Consider the following 20,790-nt stretch of genomic DNA (forward strand, 5'->3'; position numbering starts at 1 on the left):
CCCCTGAATCTAATGACCAACGGGTCTAACAACCTCATTTAAGGTGCTAGATTGGTCACCGTCCTTGAGTGTCAGCCAGCGGCTTTCGTTACGGGCCAGACTATTATCTGACCAACCGGCAACGCGTTTTGATACCAGTTGAAATTTGGCATTCTGTAATACTGGTACACTCGGTACTTGCTGAAGCAGGTACCTCTCCAACGCTTTAATATGTTGAAAGCGGTGTTGTGGCTCGCTTCTGCATAATGCCAGTAGCTGCTCAATGTGCGCATCTGCCGTTGGATACAAAAGAGGCGCAAATTGCGGCAGGTAAATCTGCAACATGCCCAAAGGATCGCCATGATTAGTCTGCCAGATTCGCCTGACCACCTGGAAGTCCCCTGCGTAGATACGCTTAACTACCTGACTAAAAGGTTGCTTGTTTAAGGTAAATTCAATCGGCAGCTCGGCCCAAATCCGGATGGCCATCGCCGAATCCTTGATACTCAAATCCCGATCAGAGGTAAGCAACTCCAGTTTAAGTGGTTGCTGGTGGCTGTATCCGGCTTCACTCATAAGTTGCTTAGCCTGCGCCAGCATTTGCGGGTAGGTTTGGGCGGGCTCCGGCTCCGAAGGGTAATCGGCTTGCTCTGGCACCAGGCCAAACATGGCCTGTTCCCCTTTTTGCCGCATATTCACCATAAGTTGACGATCCATAGCCAGATTCAGTGCCTGACGAACCCGAATATCAGTAAGGCCTTCTACCTGTGGGTTTAAATAAAACATCAACAACGCATTGTTTAATTGTCGAATGACCCTGTATCCCGCCATGCGCCCGGCGCTTTGTAGCTGATAATACGCCAGATCAGTGGCAATGTCGGCCTGGGTTTGGGCAATGTAACGGCCCATGCTTAAATTTGCTGGCAAAATTTCATAGCGAACATGCTCAATACCCACTTCCTCGGCTGCATGATAAAGAGGGTTTTTGGTCAACTGGATTAAGTGCGGGCTAAAGCTTTGCAAAGTATAAGGGCCGTTACTGACAAATGGCCGCTTTGCCACCCATTCATCCCCCATATGCTTGTATAAATGGCTGGGAACGGGCATGGCTTCAGTGTCAGTCAGCCAGTAAAGCAGCTCGCCCGTTGCTGCAGACAAACGTATTTCCAGTTCAGTCTCTGACAAGGCGAACATGCCCGGCATTTTAGCCTTGCTATCTGCTGGTTGACTTACCAATCCTGATCTAAACAACATAGGGGTACCTTGGCCTCCTTGCAAAATTCGCTGGTACGCCAGTGCATAATCTTCTGCAATTAATGGTTGCCCGTCGGACCACCTGGCGTCCTTGCGTAGGAAAAAGCGATAAACCTGACCGTCTTCACTAACTTGCCAGTGCGAAGCGGTGTCCGCCACCACCCTACCCTTGGGATCAAGCCGGACTAATCCGGCAAAAAGCTCAATGGCTAATAAACTGTCGTTGGTGGTTTTATGCTGCTGCGGGTCTAACGAGCCAGGTAAATTGGATAGTCCCCTTCTTAATGTCCGGTTGTCATCAGGCTGCCCCTGCAAAGCAAACGCGGCTGGGGATGCAAGTAATACAGTTGCAAGCCCCCATGTTAAAAAGGGCATTATTGAACCACGCCAGAATGTCAAAACCTTGCCTGCACTATTCACTACAACTCTGGATAATTTGATTCGCTGTTATCAGTGATAAGCATAGCTGCAGAACAGTAAACAAAAAATCAAGCGCTCTGCATCAGCTCTTCTATCTGTTTAGGCACCTGCGGCAGAAACGCCTTTGCCAGTGCAGCCACCGCCTCAAAAGCCTGGGCTTTGGACGCCTCATGTCGTGAATCGGCAAATTCCTGGAATTGCACCTGCACGTCATCCACCTGCTCTACCCCCAGATAATGGCTTAAGGTACGAATATGGGTAGTTAAGTGATTCATATGCTCACGCACACCACCCGGCTCAAAGCCAAATTCCCCGGTAGAGGATACCAACACCAGGCGCTTTCCGGAAAAAATCGGGGCCAGTGGAAAGTCGCCACGTTGCAAGTCAAAACTGAAGGTTTTGTTCACCCGAATAACCTGATCAAACCAGGCCTTCAGGGCCGCTGGCATACCGTAGTTATACATAGGGGTGGAGATCAGTAACAAGTCTGCCCAATGCAACTCATCTATCAGGCTGTCAGACAGGGCCAGTGCCTGTTGCATTTCAGGCGTACGCTTGGTTTCTGGTGTAAAACAGGCTGCCAGCCAGGCTTCGTCAATAAAAGCCGGGGGGATTTTGCCCACATCTCTCAATTTCACTTCAAAGTGAACTTTATTCACCTTAAGTTCAGACAAAAAGTGATTAGCTAACTGTCTTGAAATTGACCTGTAGCTGAGTCGCTCATGGCTATCGCCCCTGACACTGGCATCTAATCTTAGAATTTTCATTGCTTTTGCTCCGTTAGTTCAAATTAACAGGGCTTATCTTGCAAATTTTTGTTGCCTCTGACAAAAGATGCTTTTTACACTTAAGATGAAATTTATTCATCCATAAGAAAATGTCAGACTTTCCTTCACTTAACAGCTTACGGGTTTTCGACGTAGCCGCCCGTCACCTCAGCTTTAAACTGGCTGCCGACGAGTTGCACCTGACACCCACCGCGGTATCGCATCAGATTCGTAATCTGGAGGCCTGGTTGGGCGTGACACTATTTAGCCGGCAGGTTCGCCAGGTTGCACTAACCGAATCCGGTATCCGTTTGGCTAAGGTCACTCGCGCCAGCCTGCACGCCATTGGTCAGACGCTTCAGGAATTGAAGGGGCAAAGTCAGGGGCTGGTGATACGTTGCACTTCGTCATTTGCCGCGCTCTGGCTGCTGCCCCGAATGGCAGAGATGCAGGCTTTATTACCCGATACGCCAATAGAAATACGCAGTGGCGAACAACTGGAGCCATCGCTGTCAGTCAGTACTCTGGCGATCAGATTTGGGTTGGTAGCAAACCAGGCTCAGCCCGTTACCCATGAACATTTCAACCTGTATGGCACGGCAAGCCAACTTGCCAGGTTCGAGGCCGGGCAGGATTGCCCCATATTTTTACCAAGATGGAAAAACACCAGCTTGCCAGCCGCCCCATGGCAAACTTATTGCCAACAACTAGCCGGCTCTCCTGGCCACATAAACCTGACATATTTTGATCAAGAGCTGTTTGCCATTCAGCAGGCTCAGGCCGGGCTGGGTCTGGTGTTTAGCGGCCAGACCCTGATAAAGGGCGCCGCACAACTTAAGCCGTTAGCTGATGGCAAGCCTGTCGGCTCTGGTTTGGGATATTATCTGCAAGGCCAAGTTCCAAGCGGTATCTCGCCAGTTCTGTCCTGGTTGACTCAGGCGCTGGCATAGCTGGGATCTGTCGCCATTGTCCTAAACCATGCTCAGTTGTCTGCTTATTCTGAGCATATTGATACTTAAGGATAGTGCTCTGCAGCTCCTCATTGCTGTGCAAATGACGACCAGGTGGTTGCTTAACCTCTATGATGTCTGGAATCTGCAGCTCCTCATTGCTGTGCAAATGACGACCAGGTGGTTGCTTAACCTCTATGATGTCTGGAAATGACTGAGCGAAGTGGATTCAGGGCTGGCGCTCATAAACAGGAACATCAGCGGGTAAGGTAAACCAGTCCTGCTTTTCACTCACCCATACATGGGCGGTTGGCTGGATAAGCCGGGTATCGGATAGATTAGACGGCTTCAACTTAATAATATCCGGCTCTTCTGGATTAAAGTGATACAGCCGATTGCCGCAGGTTGGGCAGAACATTGCGCCATTAATATTGCCGCTATCGGCCTTACGCTGCCACTTTTGCATCTGACCTTGAAATTCCACATCTTTGGCCTTCACTACCGCAGTAATGCTGAATGCGCTGGTCGAGAGCTTCTGACATTCCTTGCAATGACAAGCCACCACCATCAGCGGTGCCGCGTTAAGCTGATAGGTTACCTCGCCACATTGGCAGGCACCGGCTATCGGATATTCCATACAGTTCCCTGTGAGCTGAGCTTGGCATCGACATCAAGCCATTGAATATTCAGGGCAATCTAACAAAGCCGAATGACCCCTGACAAGGTGAATTCAGCGAAACACTCGGATCAGAAGATAAGCGGCACCGACAAACAAACTTCCCAGCACCAGCATCCCGATATGGCCCGCCCATAACGCAGCTAAGTTTACCAGTTTTGCCTGTTCTGGCGCCTGAGCCTGATAAGCCAGCCTAACCTGCTGGCCGGTTTGTAGCTCGGCTTCCCACAATCCGTAATCATGCACAACCAACACTGTCTCGCCACTTGCCAGTGTCAGGCGAATCAGTGCGCTATTCACCAGAGTACGGGAGCGCCTGGCAGTGCTGCCAATCTCCTGATAATGCTGGCGAATGTCTTCTACTGTGCCCACACCATATCTGGCGCCGCTTAGAAACTGACTGGTGTCCAGCATATCGTCAATGGCTAAGTACAAAAGCAAACTCCCGGTAGCTGCAAATACCAGAGCGCCAAACAGCAAGGGTATCGGCAGTTTTAGTGACATAGGGGGCCAAGTGTTGTGAGATGGTAAACACACCTTAGCAGGCCATATATGGTTTTTATCAATCATTGCTATTCAATTTCTTCATTATCCAGAATACCGGCAAATCTTGATACTGAGGCTGCTGAAACCAACAAGGAATGAAAAATGAAAGCAGCCTTTATTAATCAATATGGTGACGCCGCAGTACTGACAGTGAGCGAGCAGCCCAAACCTGTGATCCAACCCGGTCAGGTACTGATTCGGGTGATGGCAAGTGGTGTCAACCCGGTGGATTTTCATATCCGCAACGGCATGCTCAGTGGTACAGAAACCCATACGTTGCCGCTGATCCTGGGCTGGGACTGTGCTGGCATAATCGATGAGGTGGCAGACAAAGTTAATCATCTTAAACCAGGTGACGAGGTGTACGCCTACACGCCTATTCAGGCCCAGGGCACCAATGCCCAGTGGATAGCCGTAGATGCCGATGTCGTCAGGCCCAAACCCACTAATCTTTCATTTGTGCAGGCTGCTGCCCTGCCACTGGCAGCACTAACGGCCTGGCAGGGGTTGTTTAGTCAGGGTAAATTACAATCCGGTCAGCGCTTGCTGGTGCATAATGCCTCCGGTGCGGTAGGCAGCCTGGCAGTGCAGCTGGCCAAAGCCAAAGGGGCAACGGTTATCGCTACCGGCTCAGCGTCCAAGCAAGACTATATCAAAGCCTTAGGCGCAGATGAGGTCAGAGATTACCACCAGGCAGATTGGCATCAGGGTATCGAAGCCGTTGATATGGTGTATGCGGCACGTGGCGGCCTCGACTTATTGCAGCAAAGTGTCGACTTGATTAAACCCGGCGGCTTTTTAATTTCCACCCTGGATGAGCTGCCTGAAGCCCTACTGGCAGCAAAGCAAGTGCATTTTCATCGTATGTGGGTCAACCCCAATGGCGGCGATCTTGAGCAGATCACCACGCTTGTTGAGAACGAGCAACTGCAGTTGGCGATTGATTCGGTCTACCCTCTTGAGCAGATCCAGGCAGCCCACCAACGCTGTGAGTCACATCAGGCCTTGGGTAAAATAGTGCTGGACCTTAGTCTGTAACAACAACATAGTCACCTGGCCCGCTGGCGGGCTGGGCGCTAACGCATTGCGTTATTTGATAATTGCCCCTTCAGGCCAAAACCGGCCTGAAGAAGCTACGCTCATAGCTAACAATGCACTGCGTTTGCTCTGCGTATTGAAAGGCCGCCTGGCAGTCGGCATCATTAAAGGAGTCCTGGCGGTATTGCTCATAGCTTGCCAGACTGGGAAAAGTAAACAGCGCCAACGCTATATTATTAGCCCCTTCTGAAGGCAGAAAATAGCCGTTGTGCTGCCCACCAAATTTATTGACCAGCGGGATCCACATCCTGGCATAGGCTTCAAATTCTTCCAGCTTATTGGGGTCGATAACATAACGCAGAAAACAAGTTACCACTTTATTCTTCCTCTATAGTTCCATGTTATTGCAGTAACAAAAATTAAAACGCCACCCTGAGAGATGGCGCTTTTAGAGGCCTTTAATCCCGCCAGCGACGGGTCAGATCTTCATAGGCGTCAATGCGACGGTCACGGAAATAGGGCCAGATACGTTTCACGTTTTCGGTACGGGCCAGATCCAGCTCCACCAGCAAAGTTTCTTCTTTATCACTGCTGGCCTGGGCCAGTAATTCACCTTGCGGACCAGCCACAAAGCTTTGGCCCCAGAACTGAATACCCGGGTCGCCCTCAATGGGCGAGGCTTCAAAGCCGGTACGGTTGGCTACAATCACCGGCAGCGAGTTGGCCACCGCATGGGCGCGTTGAATGGTATGCCAGGCGGTGTGCTGACGCTCGCGTTCATCCGCAGTATCGGTCATATCCCAGCCAATGGCTGTGGGATAAAACAGCATATCGGCACCACGCATAGCCATTAATCGGGCCGCTTCCGGATACCATTGATCCCAGCACACCAGTACACCCAGCTTACCGACACTGGTTTGAATAGGTTCAAACCCCAGATCGCCTGGTGTGAAATAGAACTTCTCGTAAAAACCGGGATCGTCAGGGATATGCATCTTGCGATATTTACCCACCATGCCTTGCTTGCGGTCAAACACCACAGCGGTATTGTGATACAGGCCCGAACCGCGCTTTTCAAATAGCGAGGTGACCAGCACAATATTCAGCTCCCCAGCCAGGGCGGCAAAAAACTCGGTGGCAGGGCCGGGAATAGGTTCGGCCAAATCAAAATAGTCGGTATTCTCTTCCTGGCAGAAATACAGGGTGCTGTGCAGTTCCTGCAACATCACCAATTCGGCTCCCTCAGCGGCCAGCTTACGCACCTGTGCGGCGCTGTTGTTCCAGTTACTGAGCTTGTCGTTATTTGCCACGGCCTGCTGAACCAGACCGACTTTAAGTTTAGCCATAGACTGTTACTCCCCTGCGCAATTGCGCCATCACGTCATCTTTTAATGTACCTTGGGGCACCTGCATGCTAATGCAATGCAAGCTGCCATATTGCTGTACCAGCACCGCGCAATCCAATGCCACAATGTTATGGGCCGGATAGGCCTTAGTCAGCACCTCCAGCGCCAACTGGTCTTCTGGCTGGCCATAAATGGGACATAACACCTGCTGGTTGTTAATCAGATAATTGGCATAGGATGCCGGTAACCTGTCGCCTTCGTCGCTATAGATTTCCGGCAGTGGCAATTCAAATATCTGATGGTCAGGTAATGCCTCGCGGCATTCGTCCACCAGCGCTTGCAAGCCGTCAAAATGTGCATCCTGCGGGCGATTAAAACAGGATTGAATGACCAGGCCCTTATCCGGGGTAAAACGTACCAGGGTATCGATATGCCCGTCGGTATCATCCCCTTCCAGATGGCCATGTTCGAAGATGCTGACCCGGCTCGCTCCCAGATACTCCTTAAACTGCGCCCGGTATTGGTCCAGGCTCATCGCGCCGTTACGCTCGGGATTAAGCAGACATAAGGCAGTGGACAGCAAATGGCCCTCGCCGTCTATCTCCAGCGCGCCGCCTTCAGCCACCATCTCGGTACTGATTAATGGCAATTTACACAGCCTGGCCAGAATATCGCGATTAGCCAGATTGTCGCGGCGGGCATCGAATTTATTGCCCCAACCGTTAAACTGGTATTCCACCGGCTGCATCCCCTGCTCAGAGGTACAGGTCAGAAAACCATAATCACGCAGCCAGGTATCATTAGGATTGGCTTTTAGCAGCAACACTTGCTGGCAGTGAGCGGCGCGGGTTTGAAAATCGGCCATATCGGCTTCACGAATCAGCAGTAACACCCCGCAATTGGCCTGATTAATAGCTTCAATAAGCTCAAGGTATAAGCTACGGGCTTTTTCCAACCAAGGTGCCCAATCGGTATCCTGATGAGGCCAGGCCAGAATCACAGCTTCCTGCGGCGCCCATTCGGGCAGCAATCGACGAGAATCGGTCATAAATTCAGCTATTCCACTACGGATGGTCATTGCCGCCGATTATAGACGTTAGCGTATTCAATGCCATCGGAAATGGCCTAATTGATGATGCCTATGCCCTCTATTTGCATCAGGTAGACGCCAAGACCAATAGTGAACAAGAACATCCCCCATAACGAATGTTCAATGGCCACAATTAAGGTAGAGCGGGTTTGAATATAGCGATAGCCAAATAACAGACCGCCAACCCCGGACAACACAACCGCAACCCAGTTACCGTAAGCGGCGTGGGCCAGGGCAAAGCTGAATGTACTTAAGCCCAAACGACCCAATTTGGAAGGCAAAATATGTTTATAGCGATGAAAGAAAAAGGTGCGAAACACCAGTTCCTGCGGCAGCACCGATACCAACGGATAAATGGCCAGCGTCAGTAACCAAAGCTGATGATCTTTGCTTGGTAACCATAGAAAAAACTGCGGCAACCAAAGATAGACCAACACACTAATGACTAATGCCAGGGGCGCAAACAGCAACAATTGATGACGCAGACAGTGACCTAATCCTTGCAGATGCCAGAGCCGGAAGCGCTTAAATCTTGGATCGTTCAGCAGCAGCCATAAACAGAAAAAACCTATTATCAACAGTATGGGAATGAGCCATTTAACCGAATAAGCGGAAAAAACCGCCACCATCAGTGGCACCAACCCAAACAAACAGAACATTTCCAGCCAGCGATTCACCTTGTCACCTATTGGTCACAAAACTGTCATACCCCTATTAGGTATATACATAAATCGACTGAAAGGGGAAAATTATTTATCCGCCGGTACGGTCGTGGCGTTCGAACTCGCTGGCCAGCTGTGCCAGGCTAACCTGTTTAAAGCGTGCCAACATTAGTGCTTCGGCTTCTTGCATCACGTCACGCAAGGCTTTGTTGACGCCATGCTCGATGGGGCAATTGTTATGCTCGTCGGTCAGACCAATAGTAAATACCGAGCCCTCGCCCAGGGCCTTATGCACATCATATAAAGTGATTTCGGTTAGCGGCTTCGCCAGCGACCAACCACCATTGTGCCCTTTCAACGCACTCACATAGCCCTGTTCACGCAGTGCCGCCATGGTTCTGCGCACCACCACAGGATTAGTGCCAAGCATCTTACCTAAGTCGTCAGAGGTTGCGGGTTTGCCATAGTGATGCAGATGGATCAAGGCATGAAGTACCCGGGAAAGGCGGCTGTCTTTGCGCATAACTGGCTGTTTAAAAAATTTTCCATATGCTACCACAGCCTTATGTAACTTTTAATGTTTCTTGTGTTGAACAGCACACGCACCTCATGTAACACTAATAGTTACTTAAAGAGAGGGCTTATTATGAAATTTGATGTAATGATTATCGGTGGCAGCTTTGCCGGTCTGTCTGCCGCCATGCAGCTGGTCAGGGCACAAAAACAGGTACTGGTTATCGACAGCGCTAAGCCCCGAAACCGCTTTGCAGTTAACTCGCATGGCTTTTTCACGTTGGATGGCGAGAGCCCGGCTACCATACGCGATAAAGCCCTGGCCAAACTGCAGGCTTATCCGGGGTTTTCTTTATTGGAAGCTGAGGTGGTCGATGTGAAAAAAGTCAGCACAGGCTTTCGTGCAGAAACGGCCAATGGTCAGCATATGGCTGCCGCCAAAGTCATTCTGGCCACCGGCGTTAAGGATGAATTGCCGGATATCCCTGGCTTGCCTGAACGTTGGGGTAAAACCGTCATCCACTGCCCATATTGTCATGGCTATGAAAATAAAAACGTCCCTTTGGGTGTACTGGCCACCAGCGAGTTTTCTATTCACCAGGCTAAGCTGGCACCCGACTGGGGCTCCACCACCTACTTTACTCAAGGGCAGTTTTCACCGGATTCGGACGCGCGCCAAATGTTGGAAAAACGCGGCGTACAGATAGAAGAAAGTCCGGTAATTGAGTTACTTGGCACGGCTCCGCAAATCCTCGCCGTGCGACTGGCTGATGGCCGCGAGCTTCCCATACAGGCCCTGTATGTGGGCCCTAACACACAAATGGCCAGTTCATTAGCAAAACAGCTTGGTTGTGCCTTTGAGCCCGGTTTTATGGGGCCGGTGGTGAAGGTGGATGAATGTCAGCAAACCACGGTGGCCGGCGTCTATGCTGCCGGTGATATGGCGATTCCAATGCAAAACGCCACGCTGGCCAGCGCTTCAGGGGTGATGACCGGGGTCCATGTGCACCATGCTCTGATCCAGATACAGCTAGACAGTAAATAGAGTGTCAGCGCTAAAAGTAACAGTGACAGGAACAGAAACCACGCTAAGTCCCTGTACGCCTTGGCGATGAATAAGTATTTGAATCAGGTAAATAAAGTCCATGCAAAACATACTCGATAAGGCATTTAATACAGATATGGCAGCGCGCTATGATAGTAGCCGCGCCCATATGCAGCCTCTAAAAGACGCACTGCACTGGCAGATGCAGGCGCTGTTTGCCAGCTTACCCGAAGATGCCCACCTGCTTTGTGTGGGCGCTGGCACCGGCGAAGAATTGCTGTATCTGGCAAGGGCGTTTCCCGGCAGGCATTTCACCCTGGTAGACCCGGCGGCGGCCATGTTGGCCCGCTGCCAGCAAAAAGCCCATCAGCAAGGGATAGCGCAGCGCTGCACTTTTTTTAGCGGTTACCTGCATGACATGCAGGATACAACCCCGTTTGACGCTGCTACCAGTATTCTGGTTTCGCATTTTATCCTGCCTCTGAATGAACGACGGGCTTATTACCGGCAGATTGCCAGACGCCTGAAACCTGGTGCGATATTAGTGAATGCGGATTTAAGCTGGGACAGACAAGCCGCCAGTTTCGCTGATATTTGCCAGCACTGGGTTGCTTTACATCAACAGGCGGGCATGAGCACCGACCCGTCTTATCTTAATGATCAGTTGAGTCTAGCTTCTCCGTCACAGATGCAAAGCCTGATAAAGGCGGCTGGTTTTAGTACGGTTACGCCATTTTTTCAGGCCATGCTGGTACATGGCTGGTATTCAATTAGAGCTGACTAGACTGGTGTCAGTCATTTCCGCGGCGTAATGGAACTGAACCTGATTGCCAAGCAGTTTCCCCTGCTTGGCGGCCAGTCCTACATCTGCGGTCCTACCGGCTTTATGCGCTATGCCAAACAGCAACTGCTGTCACTGGGCCTGCCCGCACAGGCCCCCATTTAGATGTCGATCAAACCCCAGGCATACCAATAAACCCCGGCAATGCTTTTATACGCGCTATCCAGGCTTGAATATGCTGATAAGGGCTAATATCCACCTCCCCTTCCCAGGCCAGTACCACATAAGGAAATACCGCACAGTCGGCAATGGTTGGCCTGCTCGCGGCCAGCCATGACTGCTCCGCCAGATGTTTATCCATTAGGCCCAGAATGTATTCGCTGCGCGCCTGCGCCTGTTGCATATCCAACTGCGCACCGAACTTCTTCACCAGCCGGGCCGCATTAGGGCCATGCTGAATTTCACTGGCGGCCACCGACAACCACTGCATCACCTGTCCTTGCAGATGGGCCTCACCCGGCCACCAGGCTTCACCGCCGTAACGTCCGGCCAGGTACACCAGGATGGCTTGGGCATCACGTAACACCAGATTATCGTCCTGCAAAATAGGCACCTGGCCCCAGGGATTCAGGCTACAGATGGCCGCGCTTTTATGCTCGTTGCGACTAAAATCCACCGGCACCAGTTGCAGCTCAATCTGCGCCAGGGCAGCAAATAAACGCACTTTATAGCAATTGCCCGATACCTCTAAATCATACAGTTTCATGGTTTTCGCCCTCCGCAGGGATCAGTTGATTAAACTCCAGTACATTGCCGTCCGGATCACGGATAAACAGGGCCACCCGGCGTGGCCCGATGCGCTTAGGGCCTTCGGTAATCACGATGCCCTGCTGTGTCAGCCAGTTTTGAAACTGCTGAATATCAGCTACCAAAAAGGCCGGATGTGTCATACCCGGAAGCTTGACAGGCTCATCCAGCAACACATTCTTTGCGCCAGGGCGTGTGGCACCATTAAAAATCAGGTTAATTCGCACCCCCGCCGGCGTGACCATCTCATTGGCTTCACCACGGGGAATGCGGTAGGTTTCACGAAATCCCAGCCCCTGATAAAAGCGCAGGGCCCGTTGTCGGTTGGATACCCGAATGCCCACATGGTCATAGCCAATGGCCGGTTGTGGGCAGTCTGTCAAAGTGGAATGCATGCCGTCAGGCCTCCTGTTTATTGTTCACGAAGCAGTCTGACACCTTTCAAATAACAAGATAATCCGGTAATTTTGAGAAATATATTTCCGATTTATGGAATAAAATGGATCGTCTTGACGCCATGGCCATGCTGATTAAAGTGACGGATACCGGCAGTTTTTCTGCCGCCAGTAAAGCATTGGGCGTGCCACTGGCCACCTTAAGCCGCAAAGTGTCTGAGCTGGAAAAGCAACTCGGCACCCGCTTACTTGTGCGTACTACCCGCAAACTCAGTCTGACGGAAGCGGGCATACACTATGTAGCGGCTTGTAAGCGCATTCTTGAACAGGTTGAAGAAGCCGAGCGTCAGGCCACAGGCGAATATACCCAACCCAAGGGCGAGCTAGTGATCACCGCTCCGCAAATGTTTGGCCGCTTACATGTGCTGCCGCTCATTAGTGATTTTCTGGCCCTGTATCCCGACATTAAGGTCCGCTTGCTACTGGCGGATCATAATCTGGATTTGATTGAGGACCATGTGGATATGGCGGTCAGAATTGGCCGCCTGCCCGACAGCACAATGGTGGCGACCCAGGTTGGTCAGGTTCGCGTGATCGCTTGTGCAAGCCCGGCGCTACTGGCCACAACAGGTGTGCCCAGGTACCCGGATGATCTGTTGCAAATCCCCTGTGTGACTTCAGATACTAACCGCGCGGTGGCAACCTGGCGCTTTACCCAGCCAGGCTCATCGACATTGCTGGAACTGGATATTCAGCCAAGACTGTCAGTCACCAATAATGACGCCGCATTATGTGCAGCGATACGACAGGTGGGGGTTACCCGGCTGCTGCATTACCAAGCCGCCGATGCTATTAACCAGGGCAAATTGCAGATTATTCTGCCGGAGTTTGAACCGCCACCACTGCCCATACATCTGTTGCATACCTCCCGTGGCATGATGCCGCTGAAAATGCGCAGCTTTTTAGATTTTGCCGCACCGCGGCTGCGCCAGCGTATTAGTGCCTTGTAGGGCAATGCGTATTAAGAATGTCGCTAAGCAGCAAGGGTATGTACATCCTGCCACAAGTCGATGCCGAAGCCGCCGCCCGACTGCTAAATGGTGCTGCCACACTCAATGCCGCCCTTTGGGTCGCGGCCAGCCCAGAGCCTAAAACTGTGCTACCTAAGGCCATTGAGGCATTTCGGGTATTGGCGGGTGGTTTTTTGGCGAAAGCAGTTTCGGTTCCGCCAGCGCTTTCGGGGTAAAGCATATTTCTATCTAAGCGGTGGATAGGTATGCCCGGCGCTACTGCTTGGCTTTGTATAACTACCTGCGTGCCAGGTTAGCAGGATTGTTACTTATTCGTTTCGCAAGAGATGATGTATTAGCACTGCTCAGTTTGTTGGTTCTTTAACCACTGTCACTTGTTATACACACTCTGCCTCGATATTAGACTTAATAGCCGTGAGGTTTTTACAAGCATTAAACGAGGCGTGATTGATAATGTCAGACCAGAATTTCTTTGTCTCTGAGCGAGAAGAACACCAGAAATTTCCACTCCCTAATGCTTGTAGCTCCTTATTAGGCTGGAAGTACAAGGTACAACTGAGCTGCTCCGTATTAGTATCAGGCGGCCCACTTAATTGTCTAGTTAGATCAATTTCAAAAAATTCCCCTTCGCCCCACTCATAGCAGCCCCACTGGAACAGAAGCATGTCTTCGTCAGTCGAAAGAAAACCTTCAAATGTAAAATTCTCGAAAAGCTCTATTTGGCGTCTCAGTATCGCGAAGCCACTATAACTTTCGAATTTTGTGACAAGGTTCTCTATTACCATGCAGCTTCCATGTGTGTATAACGGGGCTGTAGAAAAACCACAGCCTCCTTTTCAGATGACGGTCCTACTTAAAATCCAGGAGAGTTTTTGAGATAGATAACTCCAGATTTTAAAAATAGGCGCTATTTTTAGTTCATTTATTGACCATTTTCGGTTCAGGAAAATCTTCTACCCTTTTTCTCCAGCCTCAACGCCCCACTTTGGAGCTTTTGATAGTGGGCTAAAATAACCAACGCTCTGTGGAACGCCAACTGTTAATAGTCCTGCACTGCAGTGGGTTGCTGAGCTAATTACCATTTAAAGGTTACTTTACCTACAATATTACTCTCAGGCACAACCCCCCAATAACGACTGTCTAAGCTATTGTCTCTATTATCACCCAATACAAAATAATGATTGTCTGGTATTAACCATTCATCTGGCATAGTCCCAGCTTGATAAAAATAACGACTGGTCAGATCTATATGATTACTGTTCAATTTTATCTCATACGACACTCGGCCTAACGATTCTTGATAATACTTGAGTTCAGAACCATCTTCTTTTTGAGTGAATTTATATTTCTTCTCAACTTCTTTAAAACTAGGGCAATCGGTCGATTCATCTAAACACAAAGGTTTAATAAAAATACTTTTGTTACGGTAGATCACTTTATCACCTGGCAATCCAATAACTCTTTTAACATAATCAATGCTGGGATTGAGTGGATATTGAAAAACTACCACATCTCCCCTTTGCAAAGCTTTGGATGGTTCTGCTTTATATATTTGCATTCCCAAGTATTTGTAGTTCCCATACCCTTTTTTACTAACTATTACTTGGTCACCGGGATTTAAGCTGGGGCTCATTGACGATGCAGGAATAGAAAATGGTTCAAATAAGAATGTTCTACCCAAAAACATTAAAATGAAGACTACTAAAAAACATACTAATGTAGCCCACCAGCTAGCGTACCATTTTCTAACCTGAGATTTATCGTAACGTCGAGCTACTAGAAAGGAATGCAAAGGACAAGCTATTAAAATTATCCACGTGAGGTATATGCTTTGATACCAAGCTTCTTTGTTTGGTATTGCATGCAATTTTGTATCAATTAATGAAACCAATACTGTCAAAATAAAATAAAACCAAAAAAGTTTGGCTTTATTGACATACAAAAACGTAAATGGCTGTAATACAAAACCGTATAAAATACTCAGCCAACCTTTAGGCTTCCATGAATTTTCCAATTTACCTCCTACTCGCCAAAAAAATGATATGGACTCCATCTTTCCAGGAGTTTTGCCAAACTCAAGTGATGCCAACAGTTGAGGAGAACCATCTATATCAGATTTTAACTGTACCTATGGTGTTGCTTTAGCCAAATTGAGTTTTAGTATCCACGGCGAAGTGCAGCAAGGCAAGGTTTGAATAACATGACCTCCATGTCTTATATGACGCACCGCACCCTCCAGCCCCATTTACAACAAGCGTCCGGCCTGTTGCCTTGCAGGCCGGCTAAAACTGTTTAATCTGGTTCCATACCAGACTTTTTCCCAAGACTTCCATCACCACGAAGATGTATGGATTCCCTTCCCCAAGAAGGATACACCTAGTGAGCACGCTAGCTTTTACACTATCAGCAGTCCATACATCTTCGTGGTAGAAAAAGAATGACTTGAGAAAACCGGGAATGGCTTATGGTATCAGGTACGCAACAATAACTTCTGAATCTCCGAGAAGCCATCCGAGACACGCTTTCCACTCGATTTTCTCCCAGCAAATTGCCGACCTTTTGGCAGCGCCTTGAACAGACCGAGAATTTTTAGCGGGGGGCAAAGCGGCTGGGGCCACTTAATAGGGCGTGAGCGCACTTTGTTAATTCCATTAACCAAAGAGTAATTCTGCTCTGAAATTATCATCGAAGCTGGCCCTGACACATTTGCCTCGGATGGAATCTTTGCTTTTGCTGTGTTGCTTCACCATGTTGCGCACTACCCGCCTGAACAACGCCATATTCTGCGCACTTATCGGCTCCTGAATCTGGCATTCATCTTCTTTGAACACCACATCCAACACCCAGTGTTGCTGATTCTCGGTCAGCCAGTGTTGGCGTATAGCCTTGGCTATGCTGTCTGCATGGTCTAATGATGTCAGGTAATAGTGGGTGCTGTAGCTGGTCTTTTGCCCCTGGCTACGCTCACGCTCAACCGCCACAATGCGCTTGACGCCCGGCCAGTGTGGCAGGATGTCCTGGGGCAATTGGCTGGCATCGAGAAGAGAAACCTGTCTGACCTCTTCGCGACCATGCCCTTGGCTGTGCGATGAACAAACCGAGGCACCCGGCTCCCCCGCCTGGCTAAAACACTGATTGATAACGGTGTACAGCTTCTGCTGATTGCCTTTGACCTGTACCACATAATCCGCCTGACGTTGGGTGAGCCGTTTCAGCGTCTCTTTTTGACAATGCAGGGCATCCAGTGTCACCACCGTATCGGTAATATCCAATATGTCCAACAACGCCCGGACCGCAGGGATTTCATTGCTTTTCCCGTCGACCTGCTTCTGCAGCAGAGTCAAACCGCTTTCACAGTCAAATGCTGAGACCAAATGCAGATTTTCCGGCAGATGCTGACTGGTACCACGCAACATCTTGCCATCAAAAGCAATAACAGGCTTCGCACTTTTCTGGCGATGCTCGTTGACCCAACTGAACAGCGAAAGCACTTGTGAATCGGTGTCTACCACTCTGAAAATCCGGGCAATGCTGTGCCGGGTGGGAATACCCGCATTGAATGGCCGAAACTGACGAAGCCAGTTAAGCTTGCTGTGGCCATAGATTTCGATGTCCTTCCAGCCCTCACACCCTGCCGTGACGGCGGAAATGACCAGGAACAACACGTCCACTAAGTTGTGCTCCTGATTAATAGTTGAGCGGTTTTCTTTGACGAGTTCAAGGTGGCAAAACAGTGACATAGGCTGAGGTTGGTAGGGGAAACTGCGCGTATTTGATCAGACTTTAAGATGATTTACAAAGTTTGATCCTGCCCTGGGCCACTTAGGGATAAAGCTTTGGCTCGGTTGATCCCTTGATCAGCCCCCTTGATCATATTGGCTTGGGGACACAGTCACTTGTTAGCTTTCATTTGGCAAATATATTTTGCCAGTGCTATGAACTATGCCAACGGAGCCTTCAACCGTTTCTAATTCAACACCATATTCATCAATACGCGTGATGCTGCCCCAGTGATAGTGTGAAACTGTAGGCTCTAGTGAGTCCATTGAGTGAAGAAGTTGACCTAACTTGTATTCCTTAATTCGTGAGCCACTTTTGTATATCGTAAGCATCACTTCTTCAGAGGTTACATCTTTGCTTACCAAATTTAATCCTGAATAACCTATGGCTACATACGTCCCTGTTGGGGATATCAATATTGATCGATGCCATCCCGGAATTTGGTATAGTTCAGTAAGAGTAAACTTGTCTTTAATTGCATAAACTGTAGTGTTTTTACCTAATTCACTATACGCACAAAAGTTGATGTGAGCATCGCAAGTACGGTAACTTTTAGGCGCTTCTAATGGCTCATCGGCATGAGCCATACTAAAGAGCACAATTAAAATAAAAGCTACGATTTTCATCAAAACCTCAAAGAAAGCTAACGCTTTGAACAGCGGAAAACGCGAGCGTAGCGAGTGGTTTTCCGATGATTTAACTTGTTAGGTTCTATGGTCAAAATGCTACTTATCACTACCATATCCAGTTGGCCTATATAAGCTCAAATAATCAAGAGTATCGCCAACGTAAATTTCATCTCTAGCCTGTATGTTCACATACAGGTCTTCAACAACCTCTCCACCAGGGGAAATGAGCTCAATCAGCCATCCGTGCTCTATTTTCTTATATCGAATGTTGAAGGTGGTTACACCCCGCTCTGGATAGAGAGATAACTCTCTTGTCAGAGTATTTTCATAAAATCCCCAGATAACCGTGTTTTTACTCCCATAGTTAAACCACTTTGTGTTAACCAGAGGAAATGAATCAGTTTCAAGTGGATAGGAGTACGCTGAGACAATGCTTAATAAGAGTGCCAGAATAGTTCTCATCGGTAAACCTAACGCTGTGTTAACCGGCAAGCCGAAGCGAAGCTTTGGATTGTCCGGCAGCTGAAAGCTGCATAGTTTAACACTTTGTTATGTGGATTATTGTTCATAAGTTGCATTAATGGACTCCTTGTATAAGACCAAAAAGATAAGCAACACCAGTGACCAAGCCACAGAAAGCACAATGATAACAAATGGTACTGACAAAACACCTCCTTCTAGTTCTACTTTTAAAGCAAGTGCAGTTATGATAGATAAAACTATTGAGGAGAAAGTCATGGTTTTTGGTTTAACACTATATCGGGAAGGAAGTAACTTTGCTGCTATAAGATAAAGAAGCAGGCATGGTAATGATGAAATCAAAATTAAAATTACATAGATTGAAATTATTAATACAGTATCCATCTTTGCACTACCTTATTCCACATAACAGCTTATTATATTGAATTCGTGATAATGTTCGCTTCTGCGTTGGTAGCATTGCCCTGCGGTCTTCACATTAATCCCTTATTTTCAAATAGTTAGCGCGATACTTTGTGGCTCCACTCTTAGCGCACTTCTGGGGAAAGTAAGAAAGCAGTGTAAACGAGGTCTCAGTAAACACGCAACGTTTTCACCTTCTTCAAGCTTTACAAAGGGTTGGGTGTCTGGCGCTTGGGGAAAGTGAGCGCACATTCTCGATAAACTTCGTCAAAACAGGCTGATTCTAACACTATCTATTACACCTGTATCAATATACATAATTTTTCAATTGGCGATACTTCTTCACCGCAGAGCCGCGGAGTTCACAGAGAAAAACAGGAGCTTGCTCAATTTATGCCTTAGAAAACTCTCCGCTCTCTGCGTCTCGGCGGTGAAAAAAATCTGTCCAAAAAACACAAATAACCACAGAGGCACGAAGAACACAGAGTATTGGAAAGCACTACTGGGAACTTAGCGTCACAGCGAGAAATCTTTTCGTGTCGTTCGTGTTTTTCACGGTGATATAGCTTATAAATTCACTTTGACCGCGAACCACACTATAAAGACACAAAACCTCTCACCGCAGAGATATCCTAATAACCCAAGCTCTTCTCCGTGCTCTCTGTGACTCTGTGACTCTGTGGTGAAAAATTCTTTCCAAAAAAATTGTAAATAACCACAGAGGCACAAAGAACACAGAGTATTTGAAAGTATCATTGCGAACTTAGCGTCACAGCGAGAAGCCTTTGCCGACTACCTACAACAACATCAAATAAAGCTGTCCTACCCCGGCCAGCATTCCTAATACCGCACCGACGATAATCAGTTTCCATTCATCCTGCTTATACGCCGGACGAAGCACCCCTTCAAATTCCTCCGGACTCAGGGCTTCCATCTTAACCCGCAGATCCTCACCAATATTCAGCGCACCATTGGCATAGTCATGGGCATAGTGCAGAAATTTATCCGAGTCCTCAAAGATACGTTTGACCGCCATTTCCTTCATACGGAAATAGTCGTCACTGCCCACCGCCAGGGCAAAGTATGGTTGGGCCAGTGCCACATAGCGCTCAATGGCATCATTAACATGCAGCTCAATCAGTTCCAGCAACTGCGCTGAACCTGCGCCTTTTAATACCGCATGGGTGATATTCTGGGAGTTAAGCAGCTTCTGTTCGATAATCTCGGCATAAACCCGCGACACTTCCTTCTGGCGTTTCAAAAACATCCCCTGAACCGTAAAAATACCCACCTTATGCGGTCGCTTAGGTTCAAAGATAATTTTGATGGCAATCCAGTTGGTGGCATAGCCAACAATCAGGCCGCCTAAGGGCAGGATCCACCAGAACTGGTAGAACGACCAAATCAGCATAGTGGGCAAACCAAACAGAAAACCGAAATACAGGCCGGAACGCTCAATAAAGGGGAACTCTTTGGCCCCGGCTTTGAGAAAAATCTCGTTAATCAGCTCGGGATCTTTAGACAGTTGTTCCACCACCATTTCGCGGATATCAAAGATTTCGCTCACGTTCTGCTGGAAATCGTGCACCATCTTGCGCACCACGTTAGGGATATCCAGTTCCACCCGGCTGTACACCAGGTTTTTGCCCTGCACCGGCAATGCGGCCCACAAGTTAGGGGCGGATTGCTGCATCACATCATTAACGATGCGTCTGAGCACCTGCTTAAGGCGGCGTTCAATGGCACTGGTCAGTTGCCCGGCATCCAGCCGATTGACAATTTCTTCGACACTGAGCAATTTGCCCAATACCAGTTCCACTTCAATTTCTGCCATCTTGCGACGCTTGGCAGGGATCAGCCCTTGCCAGCCGAAGATAGGCCGGATCCCGACAAACTCCAGCGGGTAAAACATCATTTTGACTGCCAGATAGTTAGTAAACCACCCCACCAAAGCGCTGGTCAGCGGGATAAGCAACAATATCAGGGTGTCGATATTCCATTCCATATCAGAGAATTAGCGCCTGTTTCTAATGGTGTAGCAGCCTTAAATCAGGCTAACGATAGAAATTAGAATGGTCAATCTAAAAGCGCGAGTCTTTGCGGTTGTTTACGCGAAACTTTACATCGCATTAACTTTTCTAATCCGCACTATTACTTTTGTCTGTTTGTCAGATTGACCAGAATGGTCAATATTGGTCA

Annotated in this window: 25 protein-coding genes; 7 read left to right on the forward strand and 18 right to left on the reverse strand. The window is 48.7% G+C overall.

The genetic code is table 11. The features are described from left to right. Positions 1-9: 9 nt before the first annotated feature. Together CSR04_RS07235 and CSR04_RS07240 are read right to left on the reverse strand one after the other, a co-directional pair. A complete protein-coding gene (locus tag CSR04_RS07235; RefSeq protein WP_102795605.1) occupies positions 10-1,608 on the reverse strand; it encodes a peptide ABC transporter substrate-binding protein in 1,599 nt (532 codons plus the stop codon). A 113-nt stretch (positions 1,609-1,721) separates the two neighbouring features. Then, entirely contained in the window at positions 1,722-2,420 is a 699-nt protein-coding gene (locus CSR04_RS07240) for an FMN-dependent NADH-azoreductase (RefSeq protein WP_102795606.1), read from the reverse strand. Between the two features lie 110 nt (positions 2,421-2,530). On the opposite strand from CSR04_RS07240, the gene CSR04_RS25370 reads away from it, so the two are divergent. Then, positions 2,531-3,370: a LysR family transcriptional regulator gene (locus CSR04_RS25370; RefSeq protein WP_102795607.1), complete on the forward strand. Its 840-nt coding sequence runs from the start codon at positions 2,531-2,533 to the stop codon at positions 3,368-3,370. A 229-nt stretch (positions 3,371-3,599) separates the two neighbouring features. Here CSR04_RS25370 and CSR04_RS07255 read toward each other — a convergent pair whose 3' ends face one another. Both CSR04_RS07255 and CSR04_RS07260 read right to left on the reverse strand, forming a co-directional pair. After that, a complete protein-coding gene (locus CSR04_RS07255) occupies positions 3,600-4,007 on the reverse strand; it encodes a GFA family protein (RefSeq protein ID WP_102795609.1) in 408 nt (135 codons plus the stop codon). 93 nt (positions 4,008-4,100) lie between these two features. Next, positions 4,101-4,550: a DUF3592 domain-containing protein gene (locus CSR04_RS07260; RefSeq protein WP_102795610.1), complete on the reverse strand. Its 450-nt coding sequence runs from the start codon at positions 4,548-4,550 to the stop codon at positions 4,101-4,103. A gap of 144 nt (positions 4,551-4,694) precedes the next feature. Between CSR04_RS07260 and CSR04_RS07265 the strand changes: the two genes are divergently transcribed. Then, positions 4,695-5,630 (forward strand): NADP-dependent oxidoreductase, encoded by a 936-nt coding sequence (locus tag CSR04_RS07265; RefSeq protein ID WP_102795611.1) that lies wholly within the window; start codon positions 4,695-4,697, stop codon positions 5,628-5,630. Positions 5,631-5,700: 70 nt separating this feature from the next. On the opposite strand, the gene CSR04_RS07270 is transcribed toward CSR04_RS07265, so the two are convergent. The 5 genes from CSR04_RS07270 to CSR04_RS07290 all read right to left on the reverse strand — a co-directional run bounded on the left by CSR04_RS07270 (position 5,701) and on the right by CSR04_RS07290 (position 9,251). Beyond that, positions 5,701-6,006, reverse strand: a complete 306-nt coding sequence (locus CSR04_RS07270) for an NIPSNAP family protein (protein WP_102795612.1) — start codon at positions 6,004-6,006, stop codon at positions 5,701-5,703. An 82-nt stretch (positions 6,007-6,088) separates the two neighbouring features. Continuing rightward, positions 6,089-6,976, reverse strand: coding sequence for a carbon-nitrogen hydrolase (locus CSR04_RS07275; protein WP_102795613.1), 888 nt, complete (start codon positions 6,974-6,976; stop codon positions 6,089-6,091). Further along, entirely contained in the window at positions 6,969-8,024 is a 1,056-nt protein-coding gene (locus CSR04_RS07280; protein WP_102795963.1) for an agmatine deiminase family protein, read from the reverse strand. The genes CSR04_RS07275 and CSR04_RS07280 overlap by 8 nt, the downstream gene beginning before the upstream one ends. Before the next feature lie 77 nt (positions 8,025-8,101). Further along, entirely contained in the window at positions 8,102-8,743 is a 642-nt protein-coding gene (locus CSR04_RS07285) for a CPBP family intramembrane glutamic endopeptidase (RefSeq protein WP_245921446.1), read from the reverse strand. Positions 8,744-8,819: 76 nt separating this feature from the next. Continuing rightward, complete coding sequence (locus CSR04_RS07290; protein ID WP_102795614.1) at positions 8,820-9,251, reverse strand: RrF2 family transcriptional regulator; 432 nt, start codon at positions 9,249-9,251, stop codon at positions 8,820-8,822. 123 nt (positions 9,252-9,374) lie between these two features. On the opposite strand from CSR04_RS07290, the gene CSR04_RS07295 reads away from it, so the two are divergent. The 3 genes from CSR04_RS07295 (at position 9,375) to CSR04_RS25375 (ending at position 11,232) form a co-directional block, all read left to right on the forward strand. Beyond that, positions 9,375-10,286, forward strand: a complete 912-nt coding sequence (locus CSR04_RS07295; protein ID WP_102795615.1) for an NAD(P)/FAD-dependent oxidoreductase — start codon at positions 9,375-9,377, stop codon at positions 10,284-10,286. 100 nt (positions 10,287-10,386) lie between these two features. Next, the gene (locus CSR04_RS07300) at positions 10,387-11,070 is read left to right on the forward strand and encodes a class I SAM-dependent methyltransferase (RefSeq protein WP_102795616.1); all 684 of its coding nucleotides are present in this window, start codon (positions 10,387-10,389) and stop codon (positions 11,068-11,070) included. Between the two features lie 27 nt (positions 11,071-11,097). After that, a complete protein-coding gene (locus tag CSR04_RS25375) occupies positions 11,098-11,232 on the forward strand; it encodes a hypothetical protein (protein WP_281259786.1) in 135 nt (44 codons plus the stop codon). Between the two features lie 7 nt (positions 11,233-11,239). On the opposite strand, the gene CSR04_RS07305 is transcribed toward CSR04_RS25375, so the two are convergent. Both CSR04_RS07305 and CSR04_RS07310 read right to left on the reverse strand, forming a co-directional pair. Beyond that, positions 11,240-11,833: a glutathione S-transferase family protein gene (locus CSR04_RS07305; RefSeq protein ID WP_102795617.1), complete on the reverse strand. Its 594-nt coding sequence runs from the start codon at positions 11,831-11,833 to the stop codon at positions 11,240-11,242. Continuing rightward, on the reverse strand, positions 11,820-12,269 hold the full coding sequence (locus CSR04_RS07310; protein ID WP_102795618.1) for a VOC family protein: 450 nt from the start codon (positions 12,267-12,269) through the stop codon (positions 11,820-11,822). The genes CSR04_RS07305 and CSR04_RS07310 overlap by 14 nt, the downstream gene beginning before the upstream one ends. A 104-nt stretch (positions 12,270-12,373) precedes the next feature. On the opposite strand from CSR04_RS07310, the gene CSR04_RS07315 reads away from it, so the two are divergent. Then, positions 12,374-13,279, forward strand: coding sequence for a LysR family transcriptional regulator (locus CSR04_RS07315; RefSeq protein ID WP_102795619.1), 906 nt, complete (start codon positions 12,374-12,376; stop codon positions 13,277-13,279). A 38-nt stretch (positions 13,280-13,317) separates the two neighbouring features. Beyond that, positions 13,318-13,515, forward strand: a complete 198-nt coding sequence (locus tag CSR04_RS07320) for a hypothetical protein (RefSeq protein WP_245921448.1) — start codon at positions 13,318-13,320, stop codon at positions 13,513-13,515. Positions 13,516-13,677: 162 nt separating this feature from the next. Here the strand turns inward: CSR04_RS07320 and CSR04_RS07325 are convergent, their stop codons facing one another. From CSR04_RS07325 to CSR04_RS07350, 7 genes are all read right to left on the reverse strand, one after another. Next, positions 13,678-14,085: a hypothetical protein gene (locus CSR04_RS07325; RefSeq protein WP_102795620.1), complete on the reverse strand. Its 408-nt coding sequence runs from the start codon at positions 14,083-14,085 to the stop codon at positions 13,678-13,680. Between the two features lie 290 nt (positions 14,086-14,375). After that, positions 14,376-15,314 carry a signal peptidase I gene (gene lepB / locus CSR04_RS07330; protein ID WP_102795965.1) on the reverse strand — a complete coding sequence of 313 codons (939 nt, stop codon included), beginning with the start codon at positions 15,312-15,314 and terminating at the stop codon, positions 14,376-14,378. A gap of 637 nt (positions 15,315-15,951) precedes the next feature. Further along, the gene (locus CSR04_RS07335) at positions 15,952-17,040 is read right to left on the reverse strand and encodes an ISAs1 family transposase (protein ID WP_102795621.1); all 1,089 of its coding nucleotides are present in this window, start codon (positions 17,038-17,040) and stop codon (positions 15,952-15,954) included. Between the two features lie 159 nt (positions 17,041-17,199). Further along, positions 17,200-17,706 carry a hypothetical protein gene (locus CSR04_RS07340; protein WP_102795622.1) on the reverse strand — a complete coding sequence of 169 codons (507 nt, stop codon included), beginning with the start codon at positions 17,704-17,706 and terminating at the stop codon, positions 17,200-17,202. A 99-nt stretch (positions 17,707-17,805) separates the two neighbouring features. Then, on the reverse strand, positions 17,806-18,171 hold the full coding sequence (locus CSR04_RS07345) for a hypothetical protein (protein ID WP_102795623.1): 366 nt from the start codon (positions 18,169-18,171) through the stop codon (positions 17,806-17,808). A 96-nt stretch (positions 18,172-18,267) separates the two neighbouring features. Next, positions 18,268-18,573: a hypothetical protein gene (locus CSR04_RS24690; RefSeq protein ID WP_146027120.1), complete on the reverse strand. Its 306-nt coding sequence runs from the start codon at positions 18,571-18,573 to the stop codon at positions 18,268-18,270. Positions 18,574-19,387: 814 nt separating this feature from the next. Further along, positions 19,388-20,596: a DUF445 domain-containing protein gene (locus tag CSR04_RS07350; RefSeq protein WP_102795624.1), complete on the reverse strand. Its 1,209-nt coding sequence runs from the start codon at positions 20,594-20,596 to the stop codon at positions 19,388-19,390. Positions 20,597-20,790 lie beyond the last annotated feature (194 nt).

Source organism: Bowmanella denitrificans, from assembly GCF_002887595.1.
Classification (GTDB): Bacteria; Pseudomonadota; Gammaproteobacteria; order Enterobacterales; family Alteromonadaceae; genus Bowmanella; species Bowmanella denitrificans.

What these genes read in the sequence shown, in the direction of transcription:
- CSR04_RS07305 (WP_102795617.1), bottom strand. Translation starts at nt 11,833, where the DNA reads ATGAAACTGTATGATTTAGAGGTATCGGGCAATTGCTATAAAGTGCGT.
- CSR04_RS25375 (WP_281259786.1), top strand. Translation starts at nt 11,098, where the DNA reads ATGGAACTGAACCTGATTGCCAAGCAGTTTCCCCTGCTTGGCGGCCAG.
- CSR04_RS07255 (WP_102795609.1), bottom strand. Translation starts at nt 4,007, where the DNA reads ATGGAATATCCGATAGCCGGTGCCTGCCAATGTGGCGAGGTAACCTAT.
- CSR04_RS07325 (WP_102795620.1), bottom strand. Translation starts at nt 14,085, where the DNA reads ATGGTAATAGAGAACCTTGTCACAAAATTCGAAAGTTATAGTGGCTTC.
- CSR04_RS07340 (WP_102795622.1), bottom strand. Translation starts at nt 17,706, where the DNA reads ATGAAAATCGTAGCTTTTATTTTAATTGTGCTCTTTAGTATGGCTCAT.
- CSR04_RS25370 (WP_102795607.1), top strand. Translation starts at nt 2,531, where the DNA reads ATGTCAGACTTTCCTTCACTTAACAGCTTACGGGTTTTCGACGTAGCC.
- CSR04_RS07260 (WP_102795610.1), bottom strand. Translation starts at nt 4,550, where the DNA reads ATGTCACTAAAACTGCCGATACCCTTGCTGTTTGGCGCTCTGGTATTT.
- CSR04_RS07235 (WP_102795605.1), bottom strand. Translation starts at nt 1,608, where the DNA reads ATGCCCTTTTTAACATGGGGGCTTGCAACTGTATTACTTGCATCCCCA.
- CSR04_RS07275 (WP_102795613.1), bottom strand. Translation starts at nt 6,976, where the DNA reads ATGGCTAAACTTAAAGTCGGTCTGGTTCAGCAGGCCGTGGCAAATAAC.
- CSR04_RS07240 (WP_102795606.1), bottom strand. Translation starts at nt 2,420, where the DNA reads ATGAAAATTCTAAGATTAGATGCCAGTGTCAGGGGCGATAGCCATGAG.
- CSR04_RS24690 (WP_146027120.1), bottom strand. Translation starts at nt 18,573, where the DNA reads ATGGATACTGTATTAATAATTTCAATCTATGTAATTTTAATTTTGATT.
- CSR04_RS07265 (WP_102795611.1), top strand. Translation starts at nt 4,695, where the DNA reads ATGAAAGCAGCCTTTATTAATCAATATGGTGACGCCGCAGTACTGACA.
- CSR04_RS07320 (WP_245921448.1), top strand. Translation starts at nt 13,318, where the DNA reads ATGTACATCCTGCCACAAGTCGATGCCGAAGCCGCCGCCCGACTGCTA.
- CSR04_RS07345 (WP_102795623.1), bottom strand. Translation starts at nt 18,171, where the DNA reads ATGAGAACTATTCTGGCACTCTTATTAAGCATTGTCTCAGCGTACTCC.
- CSR04_RS07300 (WP_102795616.1), top strand. Translation starts at nt 10,387, where the DNA reads ATGCAAAACATACTCGATAAGGCATTTAATACAGATATGGCAGCGCGC.
- CSR04_RS07350 (WP_102795624.1), bottom strand. Translation starts at nt 20,596, where the DNA reads ATGGAATGGAATATCGACACCCTGATATTGTTGCTTATCCCGCTGACC.
- CSR04_RS07280 (WP_102795963.1), bottom strand. Translation starts at nt 8,024, where the DNA reads ATGACCGATTCTCGTCGATTGCTGCCCGAATGGGCGCCGCAGGAAGCT.
- CSR04_RS07315 (WP_102795619.1), top strand. Translation starts at nt 12,374, where the DNA reads ATGGATCGTCTTGACGCCATGGCCATGCTGATTAAAGTGACGGATACC.
- CSR04_RS07335 (WP_102795621.1), bottom strand. Translation starts at nt 17,040, where the DNA reads ATGTCACTGTTTTGCCACCTTGAACTCGTCAAAGAAAACCGCTCAACT.
- CSR04_RS07290 (WP_102795614.1), bottom strand. Translation starts at nt 9,251, where the DNA reads ATGCGCAAAGACAGCCGCCTTTCCCGGGTACTTCATGCCTTGATCCAT.
- CSR04_RS07295 (WP_102795615.1), top strand. Translation starts at nt 9,375, where the DNA reads ATGAAATTTGATGTAATGATTATCGGTGGCAGCTTTGCCGGTCTGTCT.
- CSR04_RS07310 (WP_102795618.1), bottom strand. Translation starts at nt 12,269, where the DNA reads ATGCATTCCACTTTGACAGACTGCCCACAACCGGCCATTGGCTATGAC.